This window comes from Pseudacidovorax sp. NFM-22, from assembly GCF_021401245.1.
Taxonomy (GTDB): domain Bacteria; phylum Pseudomonadota; class Gammaproteobacteria; order Burkholderiales; family Burkholderiaceae_C; genus Xenophilus.
This window is the reverse complement of sequence record NZ_JACBFY010000010.1, coordinates 64,231-84,809: the sequence shown is the minus strand read 5'-3', so window position 1 is coordinate 84,809 and position 20,579 is coordinate 64,231. Positions and strand designations below refer to the sequence as shown.

The following is a 20,579-nucleotide window of genomic DNA, read 5'->3' as shown; positions in this document are numbered from 1 at the left end:
GTGCTGCATCATAGGGGGCATTCCCGGACACCCTTTTCCCATGACTTCCGACACCTCCCCGCCGGCCGAAGTCGGCACCGCTGCCGCCCTGCCGCCCCTGACGCCCGAAGATTTCGACGCCCTGGACGACGCGCTCGACGCGATGCGCGAGCACGACGAGGACGTCCCCCAGTGGGAGTTCTGTGACGGCTTCATGGCCGCGCTGGTCTGCACCCGCCGCGTGGTCGAGCCCAGCGAATACTGGCCCGCGCTCTTCGGCCCCGGCTTCTCGCCCGCCCAGCACATGGAGTTCGTCTGGCGCTGGAAGCGCCGCTGGCACGAGATGCAGACGGCCCTCGACGCGGCCGATGTGCAGTCGCTGGACGACGATCGCTGCTTCCAGCCCGAGTGTCTGGATCTGCGCGGCGCCATCGCCGCCCTGCCGCCCGAGGAGCGCGCCGAAGCGCCCGAGGGCGAGCTGCCTTCCTTCGCCCAGGTCTGGGCCCTGGGTTTCCTGGCCGCGGTGGAGCACTGGTCCGAGGACTGGGCAGCGCCGCGCGACAAGGAAGTGGCCGAGATGCTCGCCGACGGCCTGGACTGCATCGAGACCCTGGCCCAGGACGACACCCACCCGCCCGCGCTGTCGATGTACGCCGAAGACGGCCCGCCCACCGTCAGCCAGCAGCGGCTGGACGACTTCGGCGAAGCCATCTGGGCCGTGTACGACCTGCGCCAGCTGTGGCGCAGCCTGGGCCCGCGGGTGCAGGCCGTGCGCCGCGCCGACGAGCCCGGCCGCAACGACCCCTGTCCCTGCGGCAGCGGCAAGAAGTACAAGAAGTGCCACGGGGCCTGAACCCGCAGGGCGAAGGCCTGACAGCCGCGTGACACCGCAGCAAGCGGCAGGGACATTGACAGCCGTCGTTTGACAGCCCGCGCCCGAGGCGCAGGATGCGGCCATGGACCTCGAACTTGCCGGCAAACATGTCTTGATCACGGGGGGCAGCAAGGGCATCGGCCTGGCCTGCGCCCGGGGCTTTCTGCAGGAGGGCGCCCGCGTCAGCCTGGTGGCCCGCCACGAGGCGGGGCTGGTCGATGCGGCGCTTGCGCTGGCCGACGCCCGGGCCGACGCGGCCCGCATGGTCGCCACCTTCGCGGCCGACCTGAGCGACCCGCAGGCCGCCATCGCGGTGCTGGAGCGCATCGAGCAGTCGCACGGGCCGGTGGACGTGCTGGTCAACTCGGCCGGCGCAGCCCGCCGCACGCCCGCCGACGAACTGGACGCCGCGCGCTGGCAGGCGGCCATGCAGGCCAAGTACTTCACCTATATCCACATGATGGACCCGCTCATCAAGCGCATGGCGGCGCGCGGCCACGGCGCCATCGTCAACGTGGTGGGCGCGGGCGGCAAGGTGGCCAGCCCCATCCACCTGGCCGGCGGCGCGGCCAATGCGGCGCTGATGCTCGCCAGCGTGGGCCTGGCCAATGCCTATGCCGGCAAGGGCGTGCGGGTGAACGTGGTCAACCCCGGCCTCACGGCCACCGAGCGGCTGCATGAGGGCCTGGCCGCGCAGGCGGCGCAGCAGGGCATCACGCCCGAGGAGGCGCTGGCCCAGTCGACCGCCAAGTTGCCGCTGGGCCGCATCGCCGAGGCGCGCGAGGTGGCGGACGCCGTACTCTTTCTGGCCTCGGCGCGCGCCAGCTACGTCACCGGTGCCGTGCTGGCGATGGATGGCGCGGTCACGCCCATGGTGGTGTAGGCGCCGCACGGCGGCCGGCGGCTTCTTCCTCCTACAGGCCGTGCCCTGCAAGCCGGCCTAGGCTGGCGCTCCCCTGAACGGAGAGCCTTGCCATGCCCGCATCCAGCCCGCGCGTCCTGTGGAAGGGCGCCATCAGCTTCGGTCTCGTCCACATCCCGGTGGCGCTGTACTCGGCCACGCAGGACGGCAGCATCGACTTCGACTGGCTGGACAAGCGCTCCATGGACCATGTGGGCTACAAGCGCATCAACAAGAAGACGGGCAAGGAGATCGCCCGCGAGAACATCGTTCGCGGCGTCGAATGGGAGGACGGCCAGTACGTGGTGCTGACCGACAAGGAGATCGCCGATGCCTATCCGCGCACGCTGCAGACCATCGAGATCGAGCGCTTCGTGCCGGCCGACGGCATCCCCTTCATCCACCTCGACAGGCCGTACTACACGGCGCCCATCCAGCGCGGCGCCAAGGTCTATGCGCTGCTGCGCGAGGCGCTGGTGCGCAGCGGCCGCATCGGCGTGGCGCGCGTCGTGATCCAGACCAAGGAGCACCTGGCGGCGCTGGTGCCCGCGGGGCCGGGGCTGGTGCTCAACCTGCTGCGCTGGGGCGCGGACATCCGCTCCTGGGAAGGCCTGCCGCTGCCCGATGCCGATGCGCGCAAGGCCGGCGTCAACGACCGCGAGCTGAAGATGGCCGAGCAGCTCATCGACGACATGTCGGGCGAGTGGAACCCCGAGGAGTACGAGGACCGCTTTCGCGACCGCATCATGGCCCTGGTCGAGCGCAAGGCCGAGGCCGGCCAGGCGCAGGACGTCGCCAAGCTGGAGCCTCAGGAGCAGGCAAGCTCCGGCGCCAAGATCCTGGATCTGACCGAGCTGCTTCAGCGCAGCCTGCGGGGCGGCAAGGGCCGAGCGGCGGCCAAGGGCGACGACGACGAAGCGGCGGACGAGGGCGATGAGGACGACGGCAATACGCGCACCAAGGCCGCTGCAGGCAAGCGCGCTGCCGCCAAGGCACCCGCCAAGCGAGCCGCCGCCAAGTCCGCGCCCGCCCGCAAGACGGCACCGCGCCGCAAGGCGGCATGAGCGTCGCCCGCAAGACGGTCCGCAAGTCGGCCCGCACTCCGACACGCAGGACTTCTGCCTCCAGGGCTGGCGATGCGTCGCCTGCAGACACGGACGCTGCCCAGGCCCTGGCCGACTACCACCGCAAACGCGACTTCCAGCGCACCCCCGAGCCCCGCCACGGCGGCGCGCCGGGCGTCGAGGCCCTGGCCTTCGTGGTGCAGAAGCACGATGCCACGCGGCTGCATTACGACTTCCGGCTGGAGCTGGACGGCACCCTCAAGAGCTGGGCCGTGCCCAAGGGCCCCTGCCTCGATCCCACGGTCAAGCGCATGGCGGTGGAGGTGGAGGACCACCCCATCGCCTACGGCGACTTCGAGGGCCGCATCCCCGAGGGCCAATACGGCGCCGGCACGGTGATCGTGTGGGACCGCGGCACCTGGGCGCCCGAAGGCGACGCCCGCGCCGGCCTGCGCGCCGGCAAGCTCAGCTTCACGCTGCAGGGCCACAAACTGCAAGGCCGCTGGACGCTGGTGCGCATGCACGGCAGGGACGAGAAGAAGCCCAGCTGGCTGCTGATCAAGGACGAGGACGCCGCGGCCCGGCCGCTGGCCGACTACGACGTGACCGAGGCCGAGCCGGACAGCGTGCGCCACATCGGCCAACCCGAGGCCGACCCCGCCGACGAGCCGGCACAACCCGAACCCCCGGCCGCCAGCAAGCCGGCAGTGCGCGGCCGGAGCAAAGCCGCCACCCAACGCGCCGACGCCACGGCCAGGAAGGGAAGGCCGAAGGACGCCGAAGAGGCGCACCTGCCCGGCGTGGCCGCCGCATTGCCCGACACCTTCGCCCCCCAGCTCGCCGTGCTGGCCGACGGCCCGCCGCCCGAGCCTGCGCAATGGGCCTGGGAGCTCAAGTTCGACGGCTACCGCCTGCTCACCCGCATCGACGGCCGCGGGCGCGTGCGCTGCTTCACCCGCAACGGCCACGACTGGACCGATCGCCTGCCCGAGCTGGCCCGCGCGCTGGCGCAGCTGCCGGTGCGCAATGCCTGGCTCGACGGCGAGATCGGCGTGCTGGGCGCCAACGACGCGCCGGACTTCCAGGCGCTGCAGAACGCCTTCGACCTGCAGGCCACGGCGCCCATCGTCTACTGGCTGTTCGACGCGCCCTTCGTGGGTGGCCGGGACCTTCGCGATGAGCCGCTGTCGCTGCGGCGCGAGGCCCTGCGTGCCATCTTCGACGCCGGTGAGCTGCCGCCGTCGTTGCGCTTCAGCGAGGCCTTCGATGCCGCGCCGCGCGACCTGCTGGCCTCCGCGGCCGGGCTGGGCTTCGAGGGCATCGTCGGCAAGCGGATGGACAGCCCCTACCTCAGCGGCCGTTCGCCGGCGTGGATCAAGCTCAAGCACCAGTTGCGGCAGGAGTTCGTCATCGGCGGCTACACCGCACCGCGCGGCAGCCGCAGCGGCTTCGGCGCGCTGCTGCTGGGCGTGTATGACGAGCAAGGCGACCTGAAGCACGCCGGCAATGTCGGCACCGGCTTCGACCAGCGCCGCCTGGCCGAGATGCATGCCCAGCTGCAGGCGCTGGATCAAGAGGACTGCCCCTTCACCCCCCGGCCGGCGGGCGAGAAGGCGCAATGGGTGCGGCCCGAGCTGGTCGCGGAAGTGGCCTTCGGCCAGTGGACGCGCGAAGGCAAGGTGCGACAGGCCGTGTTCCAGGGCCTGCGCAGCGACAAGCCCGCGCGGCAGATCGTTCGGGAGCACGCCATGGATTCATCGACTGCCGCCGGGAAGGCCCCGCGGGCCGCGGGCAAGGCGGACGCACCTTCGTCGCCGAAGGAGGCCGCGTCCCCCAGGCCGAAAGCGCGCGCGGCTGCGGCGAAGTCCACCTCCGCCAACGGCCGTCGCAAGCCGGCCGCGGTCGCCAGCGAGAGCCGCGAAAGCGACCTGCCGGCCGACCTGCGCATCACCCATGCCGACCGCGTGATCGACCGCGCCAGCGGCGCCACCAAGGGCGAGGTCATCGCCTATTACGCCCAGGTCGCGCCGCTGATGCTGCCGCACCTGCGTGGCCGGCCGGTGTCGCTGGTGCGCGCGCCGGATGGCGTGGGTGGCGAGCTGTTCTTCCAGAAGCATGTGCAGAACGCACCGCTGCCCGGCGTGCGCCTGCTCGATCCCGCGCTGGACCCGGGCCATGAGCCGCTGCTGCAGATCGACAGCGCCAAGGGCCTGCTCTCGGCCGCCCAGATGAACACGCTCGAATTCCACACCTGGAACGGCCATTCGCGCGGGCTGGACAAGCCCGACCGCATGACCTTCGACCTGGACCCGGGCGAGGGCGTGTCCTGGGCCCATGTGCAGGAAGGGGCGCTGCTCATGCGCACGCTGCTGGAAGAGCTGGGGCTGCAGGCCCAGCTCAAGACCAGCGGCGGCAAGGGCCTGCACGTGGTCGTGCCGATCCGCCGCCAGCATGGCTGGGACACGGTCAAGGACTTCTCGCGCGCCGTGGTGCAGCACCTGGCCCGCACGCTGCCCGAGCGCTTCGTGGCCAAGAGCGGGCCGAAGAACCGCGTGGGCCGGATCTTTGTCGACTACCTGCGCAACGGCTTCGGCGCCACGACGGTGAGCGCCTGGTCGGTGCGGTCGCGGCCGGGGCTGGGCGTGTCGGTGCCGGTGGCGTGGGACGAGCTGCCCATCCTCACCAGCGGTGCGCACTGGACGCTGGCCAGCATCGGCGAGCGGCTTTCGACCGGCAACGCTCCCTGGGATGCGTCGCCCGTGCCCAGCCAGGGCCTGGCCCGCGCAATGCAGGTGCTGGGCTTCAGCCCCTGACTTCCTCGGTGATCACCTCGAAGCGGTTCAGCTGGTGCTGGCCGAACACCATGGTGATCGGCACATCGGCGGCATCGCGACCCCGGGCGATCACCACGCGGCCGATGCGCGGCACGTTGTGGCGGGCGTCGAAGGTGTGCCAGCGGCCGCCCAGGTAGACCTCGAACCAGGCGCTGAAGTCCATGGGATAGGGCACCGGCGGCACGCCGATGTCGCCCAGGTAGCCCGTGACGTAGCGGGCCGGAATGTTCATGCAGCGGCACAGCGCCACCGCCAGGTGCGCATAGTCGCGGCACACGCCCACACCCTGGCGCCAGCCGCCCAGGGCTGTGCGGCCGGCGTCGGCGCAGCCGTAGTCGAAGCGGATGTGGTGGTGCACCCAGTCGCAGATGGCCTGCACCCGGGCCCAGCCCAGCGGCGTCTGGCCGAACTGGCCCCAGGCGAAGGCCAGCAGCTCGCTGTCCACCTCGCAATAGCGGCTGGGCAGCAGGAAGGCCAGCGTCTGGGGCGGCAGCTCGTCCACCGGATGCTGCACGGCGCCCCAGTCCTGCTGGTCGGGCCAACCCGGGTCGTGGATGGTGGCCTGGCCGTGCAGGCGCAGCCGGTGCTGGCCGGCCGGCACCCGCACGCGGGCGCAGCGGTTGCCGAAGCCGTCGACGTAGTGGTCGGTCCAGAAGGGGGGATCGACCACCGGATGCTCGGGCGCGACGAGGTCGTGCGCGCGGTCCGGGTGCACCTGCAGCAGGTAGACCACGGCCGTGGGCCCGGCCAGGGCCAGTTCGATGTCGTAGCCGATGCGGATGAGCATGGGAGAGGAGGGCGGCCTTCGTCCGAGGTGGACTGTCGCGGCGCGGGTGCGTGAGCGTAGGCGGCCTTGCACCGTTCGTGCCACAGGCCTTCGCGCCCCGCCGTGTAGGCGTGCGCCGCGCGTCGGCCATGTCCTACCTTGTCGGGCTCGGCACTCCCACATCTGCCGGCGTGGCGTCACTACGCGTCCGGCGGAACCGCGGGCCTACGCTTTGTCACATTCGCGGCCCACCTGTCAGGGGCATGCCTCGCACGAAGCGGCCTGCGTCCCCACCCAACTTCCTTCTCGAAGCAGGATTCCCATGGAACTGACCTCTGCCCTTGTCAGCGCACTCAACAGCGCCTGGCTGGACGAATTCCTGGTCTGGGGCGTCGCCGGCATGACCGCCGTGATCGCCCTGGTCGCCCTGGTCAACGCCGTCGACGTGTTCCTCGACAACGAAGCCGGCTGAGCGGCCCCACCCCCTTCTCCACGCACCCGATGCCCACCAAGAGCAAGTCCCCCGCCCCGCGCCGCGGCCGTACGGCCGAGACCACGAACGCCAAGATCGAGCAACTGGCCGGCTCCACCGCCGAGCTGCCGCTGCCGCACCTGAGCACCAACCAGGGGACGCGGATCGCCGACAACCACAACTCGCTCAAGGCGGGCGTGCGCGGCCCGACGCTGCTGGAAGACTTCATCCTGCGCGAGAAGATCACGCACTTCGACCACGAGCGCATTCCCGAGCGGGTGGTGCATGCGCGTGGCAGTGCGGCGCACGGCTACTTCCAGGTCTACAAGTCGATGTCGCAGTTCACGCGCGCCGGCCTGCTGAACGACCCGTCGCTGAAGACGCCCGTGTTCGTGCGCTTCTCCACCGTGGCCGGCGGCTCCAGCTCGGCCGATACGGTGCGCGACGTGCGCGGCTTCTCGGTCAAGTTCTACACGCAGGAAGGCATCTGGGACCTGGTGGGCAACAACATCCCGGTGTTCTTCATCCAGGACGCGATGAAGTTCCCCGACCTGGTCCATGCCGTCAAGCAGGAGCCGCACCACGGCATGCCGCAGGCGGCCAGCGCGCACGACACCTTCTGGGACTTCGCCTCGCTGATGCCCGAGACCACCCACATGCTGATGTGGGCCATGAGCGACCGCGCCATCCCCCGCAGCCTGCGCATGATGCAGGGCTTCGGCGTGCACACCTTCCGCCTGGTCAACAGCCGGGGCGATGCGCACTTCGTCAAGTTCCACTGGAAGCCCAAGCTGGGCAGCCATGCCCTGGTCTGGGACGAGGCGCAGAAGATCGCGGGCAAGGACCCGGACTTCCACCGCCGCGACCTGTGGGAAGCCATCGAGAACGGCGACTTCCCGGAGTGGGAGCTGGGCATGCAGCTGATCCCGCAGGACAAGGAGCATTCGCTGGGCTTCGACCTGCTGGACCCGACCAAGCTGATCCCCGAAGAGATGGTGCCCGTCACGCCCGTGGGCAAGATGGTGCTCAACCGCAACCCCGACAACTTCTTCGCCGAGACCGAGCAGGTCGCGTTCCACCCCGGCCACGTGGTGCCGGGCATCGACTTCAGCAACGACCCGCTGCTGCAGGGCCGGCTGTTCAGCTACACCGACACGCAGCTGTCGCGTCTGGGTGGCCCCAATTTCCACGAGTTGCCGATCAACCGCGGCGTCTGCCCCTTCCACAACTTCCAGCGCGACGGCATGCACCGCCAGACCATCTCGCGCGGGCAAGTGGCGTACGAGCCGAACTCGCTGGGCAATGGCGCGGAGTTCCGCGTCGATGGCGACAGCGAAGGCTTCCAGACCTACCCCGAGACGGTCGAGTCGCCCAAGGTGCGCCGCCGCAGCGAGAGCTTCGACGACCACTTCACGCAGGCGCGCCTGTTCTTCAACAGCCAGACGGCCGTGGAGAAGGAGCACATCATCGCGGCCTTCCGCTTCGAACTGTCGAAGGTGGACGTGCCCGCCGTGCGCCAGCGCATGGTGGACAACCTGGCCCATGTGGACGAAAAGCTGGCCCGCCGCGTGGCCGAGCCCCTGGGCATCGAGTCGCCCGACGCCAAGGCCGCGGCCGGCCAGGCCGGCTACCGCGAGGCGCGCATCAACCTGCCGATCGAGGAATCGCCTGCGCTGAGCATGATCGGCACCGGCGACGGCAGCATCAAGACGCGCAAGATCGCGATCCTGGTGAGCGACGGCGTCGATTCGGCGTCGCTCAAGCCGATCCGCGAAGCGCTGGAGTCGGCCGGTGCGATGTGCAAGGTCGTGGGTCCGCGTCTGGGCAGCGTGACGAGCGCATCGAAGCGGCAGGTCGAGGTGGATGCCACCTTCACCAACATGCCGTCGGTGATGTTCGATGCGGTGCTGGTGCCCGCGGGCGCCGAGAACGCCAAGACGCTGATGGCCAATGGCGAGGCCCAGCACTTCGTGCTGGAGGCCTTCAAGCATCTCAAGTCCATCTGCGTGGTGGGCGAGGGGGCGCAGCTGCTGGCCTCGGTCGGTGTGGAAGAGGGCGAGACTGACGCGCCGGCCGGCGTGGTGGTGGCAGCGACGCCGGCTCAGCAGTTGGGTGAGAACGAAGAGGCACAGGGCATCGCGCAGACATTCGTGGCCGCGATCGCCAAGCACCGGCACTGGGATCGTGCAGGGGTCGAGGCTGTGCCGGCCTGAGCCTGTTCTTCGCTGGTCTTTCGCTGAAAAGAGCCGACGCGGTGATGCCGTGTCGGCTCTTTTGCTTTTGGCGGTATGAGGGATCGTGATCCGCGGTCCTTTGGCGAAAGCTGGCAGTTTGTAGCTCGTAGCTCGTAGCTCGTAGCTCGTAGCTCGTAGCTCGTAGCTCGTAGCTCGTGGTCCGTGGTCCGTGGTCCGTGGTCCGTGGTCCGTGGTAGTGGGTAGTGGGTAGTGGCGAGTGGCGAGTGGCGAGTGGCGAGTGGGCGATGGTCCGGCCCTGGCGCCGGTGAGGGCGTGTCGGCGCTTCAAGTGGGGCGGTCGGCGCTGCGCGCCGACTTCCCTGCGGTGCTCGGACGGACGGGCCGCGGCATAACTCGCGACGTTCACTGCGTTCACTCTGCTCGGACAAATGCCGCGAGTCAGTTCACGAAGCAGGCCTGTCCTCCGGCAGGCCTGCAGCCCGTCCGCCCTGCGCTCCTCGGCGCCCCACAGGCGCGCCGCCACGCCCTCACCGGCGCCAGGGCCTGCGTTGCGGATGATCGGCCGGCATGACTGCTGCGCGTAGCCCCTCTCCCCTCGTGGGAGAGGGGTTGGGGAGAGGGGGCGGTCACACCACCGCTGCTCGTCTTGGATGCCACCGTTCCCCCTCTCCCCCGCCCTCTCCCGCAAGGGGAGAGGGAGCAAGACCGGGTACCCCGGAACACCCACGCCAGCTTCCACGCGCCGGTGTCGGGCTCAGGGTGCGTGGGCGATTTCGGGGTCGGCGAGGCGCGCAGGATGGACGGGCTGCAGGCCTGCCGAAGGACAGGCCTGCTTCGTGAACTGACTCGCGGCGTTTGTTTGAGCGCAGCGCGAAGCGCCTAGCGAGTTATGCCGCGGCCCGTCTGTCCGAGCACCGCAGCGGAGTCGGCCCGCAGGGCCGACCGACCCCGTATGAGCCCGCGCACCCTGAGCCCGACACCGGCGCGCACCCCGAACGCTGGTGCCTGCACGAGTCCCGACGGAAGCAGCACCAGCCAGAAGCAACGGAAACAGCCGCCGCCTCAATCCAAATACGACTGCACCTTCACCGGCAGCACCGGCGCCTCCCACCGGTAGTCGGCTGCCAGCACATCGCGCCCCGCGACCTGGCCCTTCCACTGCAGGGCCAGCAGGTCGGCCATCGTCCACCCCAGCCAGTCCGCGCGGAAGGGACGTTCGGCCACCGATGCCGCATCGGCTGGCACCTGGTTGCGCCATACGATGGCCGGAATGCGGTACCCCGAGGCCGTGCTCGGGCTGTGGCCCACATGGTCGCTGCCGTGGCCCACCTCCTGGCCGTGGTCCGAGACGTAGACCCAGGCCCGGTATTCGGCCAGGCGCCCCACGGTGCGCGTGAGCTGCAGCGTCTCGGCCACCACGAAGTCGTGGTACAGCAGGGCGTTGTCGTAGTCCTGCCGGAAGCGCCGCACCCACGCCGGGCGGCCCTTGGCGATCAGGTCCGACTCGACGGCGTCCACCGTGTCGTCGAAGGGGTTCTCCTGCGTGCCCGGAAAGCGCAGCCGGTAATGCGGATGCGCGCCCAGCAGGTGCACCACGATCAGCTTGCGCTCGGCCGGGTCGGCCAGGGCCTCCTGCACGCAGTCGAGCAGTTCGCCATCGAGCGAGGCGCTGGCGCGGCCCGGCACGCGGTTGACGATCTCGACCTCGTCGGCGAGGCGCGCATGCTGCTGCTCGATGGCCACGTCGTCGTGGTTGCTCATCCACCAGACCTTGTAGCCGGCCGCACGCGCCAGCGGCAGCAGGTGCTGCGCGTCGGCGGCCGTGGGCTGGCCGAATCGCATCATGTTGGCCATGGCGGGCAGCGTGCTCGCGTCCACCGACCAGGCATGGCGCAGCACCGTCATCTGCTGCGGTTCGCGCCCCTGCGCGGCCGCCAGGCGCGGCGTGGTGTTGCGGCCGTAGCCGTACAGGCCCAGGTTGTCGCGGTTGATGCTGTCGGTGATGACCAGCACCACCGTCGACGGGCCTGCGCGCGTCACCTGTGGCGCCGCCGCGTGGGCGTGCTGCAGGGCGGCGTCGCGCATGCGCTGCTGGTCGGCCCAGGTGGTGCGCAGGTCGCCCGCATCGTCGACCCACTGCGTCCAGAAGACCACCGGATGCAGCCGCCGCCAGGGCTTGCTGGCATGCGCCAGGGCACCGAAGGCGAAGGCCACCACGAGCAGGGCCAGCCAGGCGCGGTGGGGCGCGACCTCGATCTCGACCGGCGTGCCTGCCGCACCGCCATCGATGGCATCGCGTGGCGCTCCTGCGGCCATGGCGATGCGGCGGCGACGCCCGTAGGCCGTGAGCCGCCATACGGCATAACCGGCCGCCCCCAGCACCGCGCACCACAGCGCGGCGGTGCGCCAGTGCATCTGCAGGTACTCGCCGCTTTCCCGCGCATTGGTGTTGGCCAGCGCGCCCAGCACCACCGCGCCGTCGGGCGCGGACTGGTAGGTGTCCAGCAGATAGGCCCGCACCACGCCGTCGGCCGCGAAGGCCATCACCGCCGCCAGCACCGCCACCCGCCGCGCGCGGTGCACCGCCAGGCTGCGCACCGGCCAGGCCATCCAGGCCAGCGCGGGCAGCAGCAGCACCAGCATCTGCGCCACCCGCCGACCGTCGTGGCCCAGCACCACGAAGCCGGTGGCGATGGCGACCAGGGCCAGCAACGGCCAAGCCTTGGCGCGGCGCGGTGCGCCAGGCGTCGGGACGTCGGTCGGCGCCATGTCGGCGTCCTGGCGGCGGTGGCTCAAACGGAGGGCTCCTGCAGGCGAATGCGGGTGCTCAGCGGCCGGTCATGTTCTCGGGAATCACCCACTGGTCGAACTGCTCGCCCGTCAGGTGCCCCGAGGCGATGGCCGCCTCGCGCAGGCTGGTGCCTTCCTTGTGCGCCTTCTTGGCGATGTAGGCCGCCTTGTCGTAGCCGATGTGCGTGTTCAGCGCCGTCACCAGCATCAGCGAGCGGCTCACCAGCTCGGCGATGCGGTCGCGGTTGGGCTCGATGCCGACGGCGCAGTGGTCGTTGAAGCTCACGATGCCGTCGGCCAGCAGGCGCACGCTCTGCAGAAAGTTGTGGGCCACCATGGGGCGGAACACGTTCAGCTCGAAGTTGCCCGACATGCCGCCGATGTTGATGGCCACGTCGTTGCCCATCACCTGCGCGGCCAGCATGGTCACGGCCTCGCTCTGCGTCGGGTTGACCTTGCCGGGCATGATCGACGAGCCCGGCTCGTTCTCGGGAATGCTCAGCTCGCCGATGCCGCTGCGCGGGCCGCTCGCCAGCCAGCGCACGTCGTTGGCGATCTTGTTCATGCTGGCAGCCAGGGTCTTGAGCGCGCCGTGCGCATGCACGAAGGCGTCGCAGGCAGCCATCACCTCGAACTTGCTCGGCGCGGTGACGAAGGGCAGGCCGGTCAGGCGGGCCAGCTCGGCGGCCACGCCCTCGGCATAGCCCTTGGGCGCGTTCAGGCCGGTGCCCACCGCGGTGCCGCCCAGGGCCAGCTCGCACAGGTGGGGCAGGGCGGCGCGCACGTGGCGCTCGTTCTGGTCCAGTTGGGCGACCCAGCCCGAGACCTCCTGGCCCAGCGTCAGGGGCGTGGCGTCCTGCAGGTGGGTGCGGCCGATCTTCACGATGTCCATGAAGTCCTCGGACTTCTTCGCCAGCGTGGCGCGCAGCTTGCCGATGGCCGGCAGCAGCTTGTGCGTGAGCGCCTGCACGGCCGCCACGTGCATGGCGGTGGGAAAGACGTCGTTGCTCGACTGGCTGCGGTTGACGTCGTCGTTGGGATGCACCAGGCGGCCTTCGCCGCGCTGGCCGCCGAGCAGCTCGCTCGCGCGGTTGGCCAGCACCTCGTTGACGTTCATGTTGCTCTGCGTGCCCGAGCCGGTCTGCCACACCACGAGCGGGAATTCGTGGGGATGCTTGCCGGCCAGCACTTCGTCGGCGGCGGCGACGATGGCGTCGGTCTTCTTGGCGTCCTGCAGGCCCAGCTGCTGGTTGACGACGGCCGAGGCCCGCTTCACCAGGGCCAGCGCCTGGATGATCTCCAGCGGCTGGCGCTCGCCCGAGATGTCGAAGTTCTGCAGCGAGCGCTGCGTCTGCGCGCCCCACAGATGGTCGGCAGGGACCTCGATGGGACCGAAGGTGTCTTTCTCGATGCGGGTGCTGGTGCTCATGGCGCGAGTGTCGGAGGGTGGAGGGAAAAGTCCGCCAGTATCCCCCGCGATGAGAGAAATTCTCAACGGCGTGGGTTTGGCCCGGCGTCTCGCGCCCGCCCCGCCCACAGCAGCCCGGCCAGCGCCACGCCGAATACCGCGGCCAGCTTGCCCAGCCAGGGCAGCACGTCCGCCAGCGGCGCGCCCATCTGGTTGAGCCGCAGCGACGCCTGGATGCCCGCCGTGCTCGGCAGCCAGCCGCCCAGCCACTGCAGCGGCACCGGCAGCGCCTCGCTCGGCCAGGAGAAGCCAGAGAGGAAGGCCAGCGGCAGCGAGCTGAACAGGATCACCTGCAGCGCGCGTTCGCGGTCGCGCAGCCAGCAGCCCAGCAGCAGGCCCAGCGCGCAGACCGTGGGCACGTAGAAGGCGAGCAGCAGCGCGGCCGCCGGCGGGTTGCCGCCGCGCGGATAGTCCTGCAGCAGGAAGATCCAGCCGAAGAAGAACAGCCCCGTCAGCAGCCCGAAGCCCGACAGCGCCACGAGCCGCCCCAGCCAGGCGGCAGGCCGGGCGCGCAGCCGGTCGGCCTCGGCCCAGGTGCCGGCCAGCATGGCGCAGCCCATCAGCAGCGTCTGGTGCAGGATCAGCAGCGCCACCGCCGGCACCACATAGCTGCCGTAGCCCTCGGTCGGGTTGAACAGTGGCACCAGCTGCGTGTTCAGCGGGCTGCGGCTGGCCTGGGCCTGCGGCGCGCTCTGGCCGGCGGCCTGCAGGCGGCGGATCTCGATGCCGGCCGACACCGTGCCCACCGCTTCCGAGAAGCCATAGAGCACCGACTTGTTGAGCAGCGCGTACGCGCCGTTGCCCTCGATGGTCACGCCCACCGCCGCGCCGCGCACCACGTCGCGCTTGAGGTCGCGCGGCAGCAGGGCGTAGCCCTCGATCTCGCCGCGCCACAGCGCCTGCCGCGCGGCCTGCTCGTCGCCGGTCACCAGCCGCACGTCGATGCGCGGGCTGGCCTGCGCAAAGCGGACGATCTGGCGCGAGAGGTTGCTGCCGTCCTGGTCCACCACCGCGACGGGCACGCGCGTGACCGCCTCGGTGCCGTAGGGCCAGGGATAGAAGAAGCCGTAGATCACCGGCGCGAGCAGCAGGATCAGCAGCACGCCGGGGTCGCGCAGCACGGCCAGGGCCGTGGCGCGCCAGGCGGGGAGGAAGTGGCGGCAGTCGTTCATGCGGGCGCGTGCTCAGGAACCGCTGCGGGCACAGGGGCGCTGTCGCCCCCTCTCCCCATCCCTCTCCCGCAAGGGGAGAGGGGGCTGCAGTGGCGCGCGGCGGCCAGGCGCGTGGGCAGGGTGCAGGCGGTCATCGCTTGCCCCAGCTCTCGGGCGCCTTCGCCGCGCGGTCGATCAGGCCGGCGCTGACGGTCAGCAGAACCAGCGCTGCCACCGCCATCCACAGCGGCGTGGCCATCGAATAGGCCAGCGGCGCGCCCATCTGCAACTGCTCGATCTGCACGCGGGCGTAGTGCGTGTACGGCAGCGCCAGCGCCCACGCGCGGGCCGCGGCGGGCATGGCCACCAAGGGAAAGCCCACGCCACCGAAGGCGAAGGCCGGCGCGGTGATGAAGCCCGTGCCCGAGAGCGCCGTGCGCAGCGAGCGGGTCAGCGCCGCCAGGAAGGCCCCCATCGCCACCGACAGGCCCAGGAACAGCACCAGCGCCACGGCCACCCACACCAGCGAGCCGGCCGGGTGCCAGCCCCGCCCGAGCGTGAGGCCCAGCAGCGCCAGCAGCCCGACCATCGACAACGACGCCCACGGCAGCAGCAGCTTGCCGGCCAGCGCCGCGGCCGCCTCGCCCCAGTTCGTGCCGGATGCGGTACCCGCGCCCGGCACCAGCCATTCGCCCAGGCTGCGGTCGCGCAGCTCGCGGCCCAGGGTCCAGGCGCCGGCCGTCATGGCAAAGATGTGCAGCAGCGCCGGGATCAGCGCCGCGCCCAGGAACTGCTCGTAGTTGCTCGATGTATTGAACAGCGCCACCGTGTTGGCCCGCACCGGGTCCAGGTGCGCCCGCGCCGCCGGGGCCGACTCTCCGCGCTTGGCGCGTGCCGTCAGCTCGATGCCGGCCGACACCGTGCCCACGGCCGTGCGCACGTCGCGCTGGATCAGGCTGGAGTGCGTGCCGCGCTGCGCGTTGTGCAGCAGCACCACCTGGCCGGCGCGGCCCTGCTTGAGGTCGCGCGAGAGTTCGCGCGGCAGCCACACCGCCGCATGCACGCGGCCGGCCACCAGGGCGCGGTCCATCTCGGCGACGTCGGCATAGCGCTCGGCCACCTGCAGGCCCGGCGAGGCTTCCAGGAAGCGCTCGATCTGGCGCGAGATGGCCGAATGGTCTTCATCGAGCACGCCGATGGGCAGCCGGTTCGGCAGCCCGGCCGAGAAGATCCACCACATCAGCGCGGCGGCCAGGGCCGGCACCCAGCTCACCATCGCCAGCTCCCAGGGCTGGCTGGCCAGGCGCCGGGCCTCGCGGCGCAGGCTGGGGGCGAAGGGGTTCATCGGCTCAGGCACCGTGTGCGGACGTGGCAACGTCGGGCAGGCGGCGCAGACGCATGGCGGCCACGTCTCAGTCGACCAGCACGCTCATGCCCGGCCGCGCCCCGGCGATGGGCTGCAGCGGCTTGGCACGGACCTCGAAGGTGCGCACGTCGAAGCCCGCGCCCGCCCGCGTGGCGCGCCAGGTCGCGAAGTCGGGCAGCGGGGCGCTGTACGTCACCTTGAAACGGGTCACTGCCGCCTGCGGGCCCAGCGCCGGCAGGCGGGCGTCGAATTCCTGGCCGACCGCGAAGCGCGACAGCCGGTCCTCGCGCACGTTCAGCACCACCCACTGGTCGGCCAGGTCGACCACGGTGACGGCGGCCACGCCCTGCGGCACCAGCTCGCCGGCGCGGGCCAGCACCTTGGCCACCTCGCCGGCGACCGGGCTGCGCAGCTCGGTCTCGGCCTTGGCGGCCTGGGCCTCGGCCACCACGCCGGCCACCTGCCGGGCCTGGGCCTCGGCGGCCGCCTTGTCCTCGCCGCGGGCGCCCTGGCGGGCCAGGTCGTACTGCGCGCGGGCGGCGATGGCGGCATCGCGCGAGGCCTTCCAGTTGGCCTCGGCCTCGTCGCGCTTCTGCGCCGCCACCAGGCCCTCGCGCGCCAGGCCGTCCACGCGGTCGAAGGACTTGCGGGCCAGCTCGGCGGCCGTCTCGGCGCGCTGCCATTGCATGCGGGCCATCTCGATCTCCTGCGGGCGAGCGCCGTTCTCGGCCTTCTTCGCCACCGCCTGCGCGGCCTGCTGGGCGGCCGTGGCCTGGGCCAGCTTGGCATCGACCTCGGGCGAGGCCATGCGCAGGATCGGCGCGCCCGCCTCGATGCGGTCGCCCTCGCGCACCATGACCTCGGCGATGCGGCCGGGAATCTTGGCGGCGATGTCGGTCTCCTTCGCCTCCATCTGGCCCTGGAACACCTCGGGCGCCGGCCGGCTGGCGCGCCAGAACCCCCAGCCGATCAGGCCGACGACGATGAGGCCGGCCACGATGGCCAGCAGGGGCAGGGTCTTGCGACGTGGGGTCATGGTCATTCGATCCGGATGTCTGCGCGGGCGATGTACTCGTTGAAGCGCTCGGAGATGCCGGCGCTCTGCAGCAGGCGGGCCAGGGCCTGCACGTAGTCGTTGGCGGCCTGGGCGCGTTCGGTCTGCACCTTGGCCAGGTTGGTCTCGGCGTCGATCAGGTCCTGCGTGGTGCTGGTGCCTTCGCGCAGGCCGGCGCTGCGCAGGCGCACCACCTCCTGCGCCAGGTCGATGCCGGCCTGCATCGACGTGAACTGCCGGCGCGCGTTCTCCAGCGCGCGCCAGTTGCGCTCCACCAGCAGCGAGATGTCGCTGCGTGCCTGCGCGTCGGTGCGCTCGGCCTGCTCCACCTGCTTGAGGCTGGCGGCGGCCAGCTGGTCGCGGTCGATGCTGTCGTACAGCGTCCAGTACACGCCCACGCCGGCCACCCAGCCGGCCTCGTCGCGGCGCTTGAGGTCGTGCGTGCCGAAGGCCAGCACCTGCGGGCGGCGCAGGGCCTCCTCGCCCGCATGCAGCTCCTCGGCCTGCAGCTTCTTGGCCGCGACCTTGGCCAGGCCCGGATGGTGCAGCTGCGCCGCATCGAGGAAGTAACCCAGCGGCTCGACCGGCTGGCTGAGCACGAAGAGCGGCGTGCGCGGCAGCACCGGCTGGTCGGCCCGCACGGTGCGGGCCAGCGCGACGGCGGCCAGCTCGGCATCGTCCTTCGCCTTCTCGGCATTGCGGCGCGCCTCTTCGTAGGCGCTGCGGGCCTGCAGCCGTTCCACGCGCGAGATGACGCCGGCCGCCAGCATCTTCTGCGCCGCTTCGTCGTGGCCGGCGATGGTGTGCTCGGCCTGGGCGCGCAGATCGGCGGCGCGCTGCGCGAGCTGGGCGCCGAAGTAGCGCTCGACCAGCGTCTGGTCCACCTCGCCGCCGGTCTGGTCGGCATCGGCGCGGGCCTCGCGGGTCTGGGCGCCGGCAAAGCCGCGCACCGCGTCGGTGGCGCCGCCGGTGTAGAGCGGCCAGATGGCGGAGACCGAGGAGGTGAAGCCATGGCCGTCGCGCTGCAGCGTGTAGCTGTCGGGCAGCCGCACCGGCAGGCGGGCCAGGCTGCTCTGCAGGCTGGCGGGCAGCAACTGGCCGACCTGCGTGAGGCCCGAGTCGAAGGAGGACAGATCGACGTTCAGCCGCGCGTCATAGGCATAGCCCACGCCCGTCACGCTGACCACCGGCCCGCCCAGGTTGCGCAGCGCATCGGCGCGCAGCGACTTGGACTCGACACCGGCGCGCGCGGCGGCCAGCTTGTCCGAGCGCTCCAGCATGCGCTGGCGCGCGGCCTCGAAGCTCAGCGCCAGGCCGTCGGGCTGCGGCGTCTGTGCATGCGCCGCCGAGGCAGCCAGGCCCGCGGCCAGCGCGAAGGCCGCAAGCGGGAAAGGGCGTCGCAGGTGGGTCATGGCGTGAAGGTCATTTCTGGCGGGCGACGAAAGCATCCAGCTCCTGCTGGAGGATGAGCGGAAAGGCCGCCTGCACCGCTCCCGTGGCCAGCGGCCCGGCCTGCTGCAGCAGCGCGGACGCGCGCTCGGGCTGGGCCAGCACCGCATCGACCAGCGTGCGCAGCCAGCGCCGCGCCACGCTGCGCAGGGTGCGCACCAGCGCCTCCTGCATGTCGATGGCCTGCTCGGGTGCCAGGCCCAGCGCGGCCAGCTGCTCGGCGATGCGGGCCAGGGCCGGGCTCAGGTGCTGCACGCCGCCATCGGGCAGGCGGCGGGCCAGGCCGGCGCGCAGGGCGCGGTCGAGCAGCGCGGGCGTCATGCGGCCCTGCCACTTCGCCTTGACCTGTTCGGCCGGCACCACCAGCGGTGCCTCGGCCGCGAAGAGGTTGTCCGAGATGGACTGCGCCACCGCCGCCAGGCTGCGCCAGGAACTGGCCGGCGCCTGCTCGAACACGCGGCGGATGGCCTCGATGCCGAAGCCCTGCTCGCGCAGCGCGCGGATCAGTTCGAGCCGCTGCGCATGCTCCTCGCCATAGAGCCCCAGCCGCCCGCGCAGCCGCGGCGGCGGCAGCAGGCCGGCCGTGGTGTAGGCGCGGATGTTGCGCACCGTCACGCCCGAGCCCGAAGCCAGGGCTTCGATGGTCAGTGCGTCGGTGGCGGTCGGGTCGGTGGGCATGGGGCGGGCGTGACGTGTCGTTTTCTATGTTACATTCCTCATGTCAAATAACAAAGCCGCAACGCCGCCGGTCCGCAAGACCCCGCCAGCGCCTGATGTACGTACAGCCCCGGCGTGCAGATCAGCCGACGCGGCCGGCCAGCACGCGCAGCCGCGCCGCATCCAGGATCTCCACCGTGCCGCGCCCCGGCCGCACGATGCCCTGGTGCGCCAGGCCCTGCAGCACCTGGTTCACCGTCTGGCGCGAGAGGGCCAGCATCGACGCCAACTGCTCCTGCGACAGCCGGACCACGCGGCGCGTCTGGTGCGTCCATTCGCCGTAGCCCTGCGACATGGCCAGCAGGCGCGCGGCGATGCGGTTCTCGGCCGGCAGCAGGGCCATGTCCTCCAGCGCCTGGAAGGCTGCGCGCAGCTTGCTGGTGGCCAGCAGGCCGATCCACTGCCACAGCGCGGGCTGCGCCTGCAGCACGGCCAGCAGCGCCGCCTGCGGCACATGCAGCGTGACGGCCGCGCCCTGCGCATGGGCGTCGTGGGTGCGCGGCAGGCCGTCGAGCAGGCCGATCTCGCCGATCCACTGCGACGGCTCGGCAATGGCCAGCAGGGCTTCCCGGCCATCGGCCGCCAGGCCGGTGATGCGCACCGCGCCCTCGGCGACGCCATAGAGGCCGTCGGGCGGGTCGCCGCGCCGGAACAGGCAGGCGCCGTCCGCATGGCGGCGCGCCACGGCCAGGCCCAGCAGCGCCTGCTGCAGCGGCGCGGGCGCGGCCTTGAACCAGCTGCCGCTGGCGGCGATGCGGGGCCAGGTGTCGTCGTTCATGGGTCGGAAGGGCGTCGGGCGCCTTGTGTCCGGCAGCCGACAGTGGCGCGCGGGGGGCCCGCCCTAGCATCGTCGCATTGCGCCACGGAGACAACGATGAAGACACTGACCGAGCAACTGGCCACCTATGCGGGCTACCACCGGGACCCACGCAACATCGCCACGCATTTCGTCGGCATTCCCATGATCGTCCTGGCGGTCGTCGTGCTGCTGTCGCGGCCCGGCTTCATGCTGGCCGGGCTGTCGCTCACGCCCGCGGCCATCGCCAGCCTGCTGGCGATGGCCTACTACCTGCGGCTGGACCTGCGCTTCGGCGCCGTCATGGCCGCGCTGCTGGCCCTGGCGCTGTGGTTCGGCGACTGGGCCGCGGCGCTGCCCACGGCGCAATGGCTGGCCGTCGGCATCGGCGGCTTCGTGGTCGGCTGGGCCTTCCAGTTCGTCGGCCATTGGTACGAGGGCCGCAAGCCGGCCTTCGTCGACGACCTGGTGGGCCTGCTGATCGGGCCGCTGTTCGTGGTGGCCGAGGCGGCCTTCATGCTCGGCCTGTGCCAGCCGCTGCGCCAGGCGGTCGAGCAGCGCGCCGGCCCGGTGCGCCACCGCGTGGCGGCCTGAGCGGCCCTGTCCCGCCCCTACGCCGTTCGCCCTAGACCTTCCTGCAAATTGGCCCCGCGCGGGCCCGTTCCTAGACTGCCCCGACGACGTCCGACGGGCAGGTCGCATCC

16 protein-coding genes are annotated in these 20,579 nt (G+C 71.5%); 7 read left to right on the top strand and 9 right to left on the bottom strand.

Annotation, left to right across the window (positions count from 1 at the left end; genetic code table 11):
- Window positions 1–40: 40 nt before the first annotated feature.
- From L0984_RS27000 to ligD, 4 genes are all read left to right on the top strand, one after another.
- Entirely contained in the window at window positions 41–832 is a 792-nt protein-coding gene (locus L0984_RS27000; RefSeq protein WP_234197487.1) for a YecA/YgfB family protein, read from the top strand.
- A gap of 103 nt (window positions 833–935) precedes the next feature.
- Window positions 936–1,736: an SDR family oxidoreductase gene (locus L0984_RS26995; protein ID WP_234197486.1), complete on the top strand. Its 801-nt coding sequence runs from the start codon at window positions 936–938 to the stop codon at window positions 1,734–1,736.
- Window positions 1,737–1,828: 92 nt separating this feature from the next.
- Complete coding sequence (ku, locus tag L0984_RS26990; RefSeq protein ID WP_234197485.1) at window positions 1,829–2,818, top strand: non-homologous end joining protein Ku; 990 nt, start codon at window positions 1,829–1,831, stop codon at window positions 2,816–2,818.
- Complete coding sequence (gene ligD / locus L0984_RS26985) at window positions 2,815–5,631, top strand: DNA ligase D (protein WP_234197484.1); 2,817 nt, start codon at window positions 2,815–2,817, stop codon at window positions 5,629–5,631. The genes ku and ligD overlap by 4 nt, the downstream gene beginning before the upstream one ends.
- Here the strand turns inward: ligD and L0984_RS26980 are convergent.
- The gene (locus L0984_RS26980; RefSeq protein ID WP_234197483.1) at window positions 5,621–6,439 is read right to left on the bottom strand and encodes a transglutaminase-like domain-containing protein; all 819 of its coding nucleotides are present in this window, start codon (window positions 6,437–6,439) and stop codon (window positions 5,621–5,623) included. The two genes, ligD and L0984_RS26980, sit on opposite strands and share 11 nt — an antisense overlap.
- A gap of 301 nt (window positions 6,440–6,740) precedes the next feature.
- On the opposite strand from L0984_RS26980, the gene L0984_RS26975 reads away from it, so the two are divergent.
- Both L0984_RS26975 and katE read left to right on the top strand, forming a co-directional pair.
- Window positions 6,741–6,890 (top strand): hypothetical protein, encoded by a 150-nt coding sequence (locus L0984_RS26975; protein ID WP_017761439.1) that lies wholly within the window; start codon window positions 6,741–6,743, stop codon window positions 6,888–6,890.
- A gap of 29 nt (window positions 6,891–6,919) precedes the next feature.
- Window positions 6,920–9,103, top strand: a complete 2,184-nt coding sequence (gene katE, locus L0984_RS26970; RefSeq protein ID WP_234197482.1) for a catalase HPII — start codon at window positions 6,920–6,922, stop codon at window positions 9,101–9,103.
- A gap of 1,043 nt (window positions 9,104–10,146) precedes the next feature.
- Here katE and L0984_RS26965 read toward each other — a convergent pair.
- The 8 genes from L0984_RS26965 to L0984_RS26930 form a co-directional block, all read right to left on the bottom strand.
- On the bottom strand, window positions 10,147–11,880 hold the full coding sequence (locus tag L0984_RS26965; protein WP_370646207.1) for a sulfatase-like hydrolase/transferase: 1,734 nt from the start codon (window positions 11,878–11,880) through the stop codon (window positions 10,147–10,149).
- 31 nt (window positions 11,881–11,911) lie between these two features.
- Window positions 11,912–13,303 (bottom strand): class II fumarate hydratase, encoded by a 1,392-nt coding sequence (gene fumC, locus L0984_RS26960; protein WP_234197481.1) that lies wholly within the window; start codon window positions 13,301–13,303, stop codon window positions 11,912–11,914.
- A gap of 62 nt (window positions 13,304–13,365) precedes the next feature.
- Window positions 13,366–14,514, bottom strand: coding sequence for an ABC transporter permease (locus L0984_RS26955; protein WP_234197479.1), 1,149 nt, complete (start codon window positions 14,512–14,514; stop codon window positions 13,366–13,368).
- Window positions 14,515–14,644: 130 nt separating this feature from the next.
- Window positions 14,645–15,838 (bottom strand): ABC transporter permease, encoded by a 1,194-nt coding sequence (locus L0984_RS26950; protein WP_234197478.1) that lies wholly within the window; start codon window positions 15,836–15,838, stop codon window positions 14,645–14,647.
- A gap of 67 nt (window positions 15,839–15,905) precedes the next feature.
- On the bottom strand, window positions 15,906–16,895 hold the full coding sequence (locus tag L0984_RS26945; protein ID WP_234197477.1) for an HlyD family secretion protein: 990 nt from the start codon (window positions 16,893–16,895) through the stop codon (window positions 15,906–15,908).
- 2 nt (window positions 16,896–16,897) lie between these two features.
- Entirely contained in the window at window positions 16,898–18,325 is a 1,428-nt protein-coding gene (locus L0984_RS26940) for a TolC family protein (protein ID WP_234197476.1), read from the bottom strand.
- A 10-nt stretch (window positions 18,326–18,335) separates the two neighbouring features.
- The gene (locus L0984_RS26935; protein WP_234197475.1) at window positions 18,336–19,040 is read right to left on the bottom strand and encodes a MerR family transcriptional regulator; all 705 of its coding nucleotides are present in this window, start codon (window positions 19,038–19,040) and stop codon (window positions 18,336–18,338) included.
- 121 nt (window positions 19,041–19,161) lie between these two features.
- Window positions 19,162–19,857, bottom strand: coding sequence for a Crp/Fnr family transcriptional regulator (locus L0984_RS26930; RefSeq protein ID WP_234197474.1), 696 nt, complete (start codon window positions 19,855–19,857; stop codon window positions 19,162–19,164).
- Between the two features lie 96 nt (window positions 19,858–19,953).
- Here L0984_RS26930 and L0984_RS26925 point away from each other — a divergent pair, with 96 nt between their 5' ends.
- Window positions 19,954–20,469, top strand: coding sequence for an Mpo1 family 2-hydroxy fatty acid dioxygenase (locus L0984_RS26925; RefSeq protein ID WP_234197473.1), 516 nt, complete (start codon window positions 19,954–19,956; stop codon window positions 20,467–20,469).
- The last annotated feature ends 110 nt before the right edge of the window (window positions 20,470–20,579 follow it).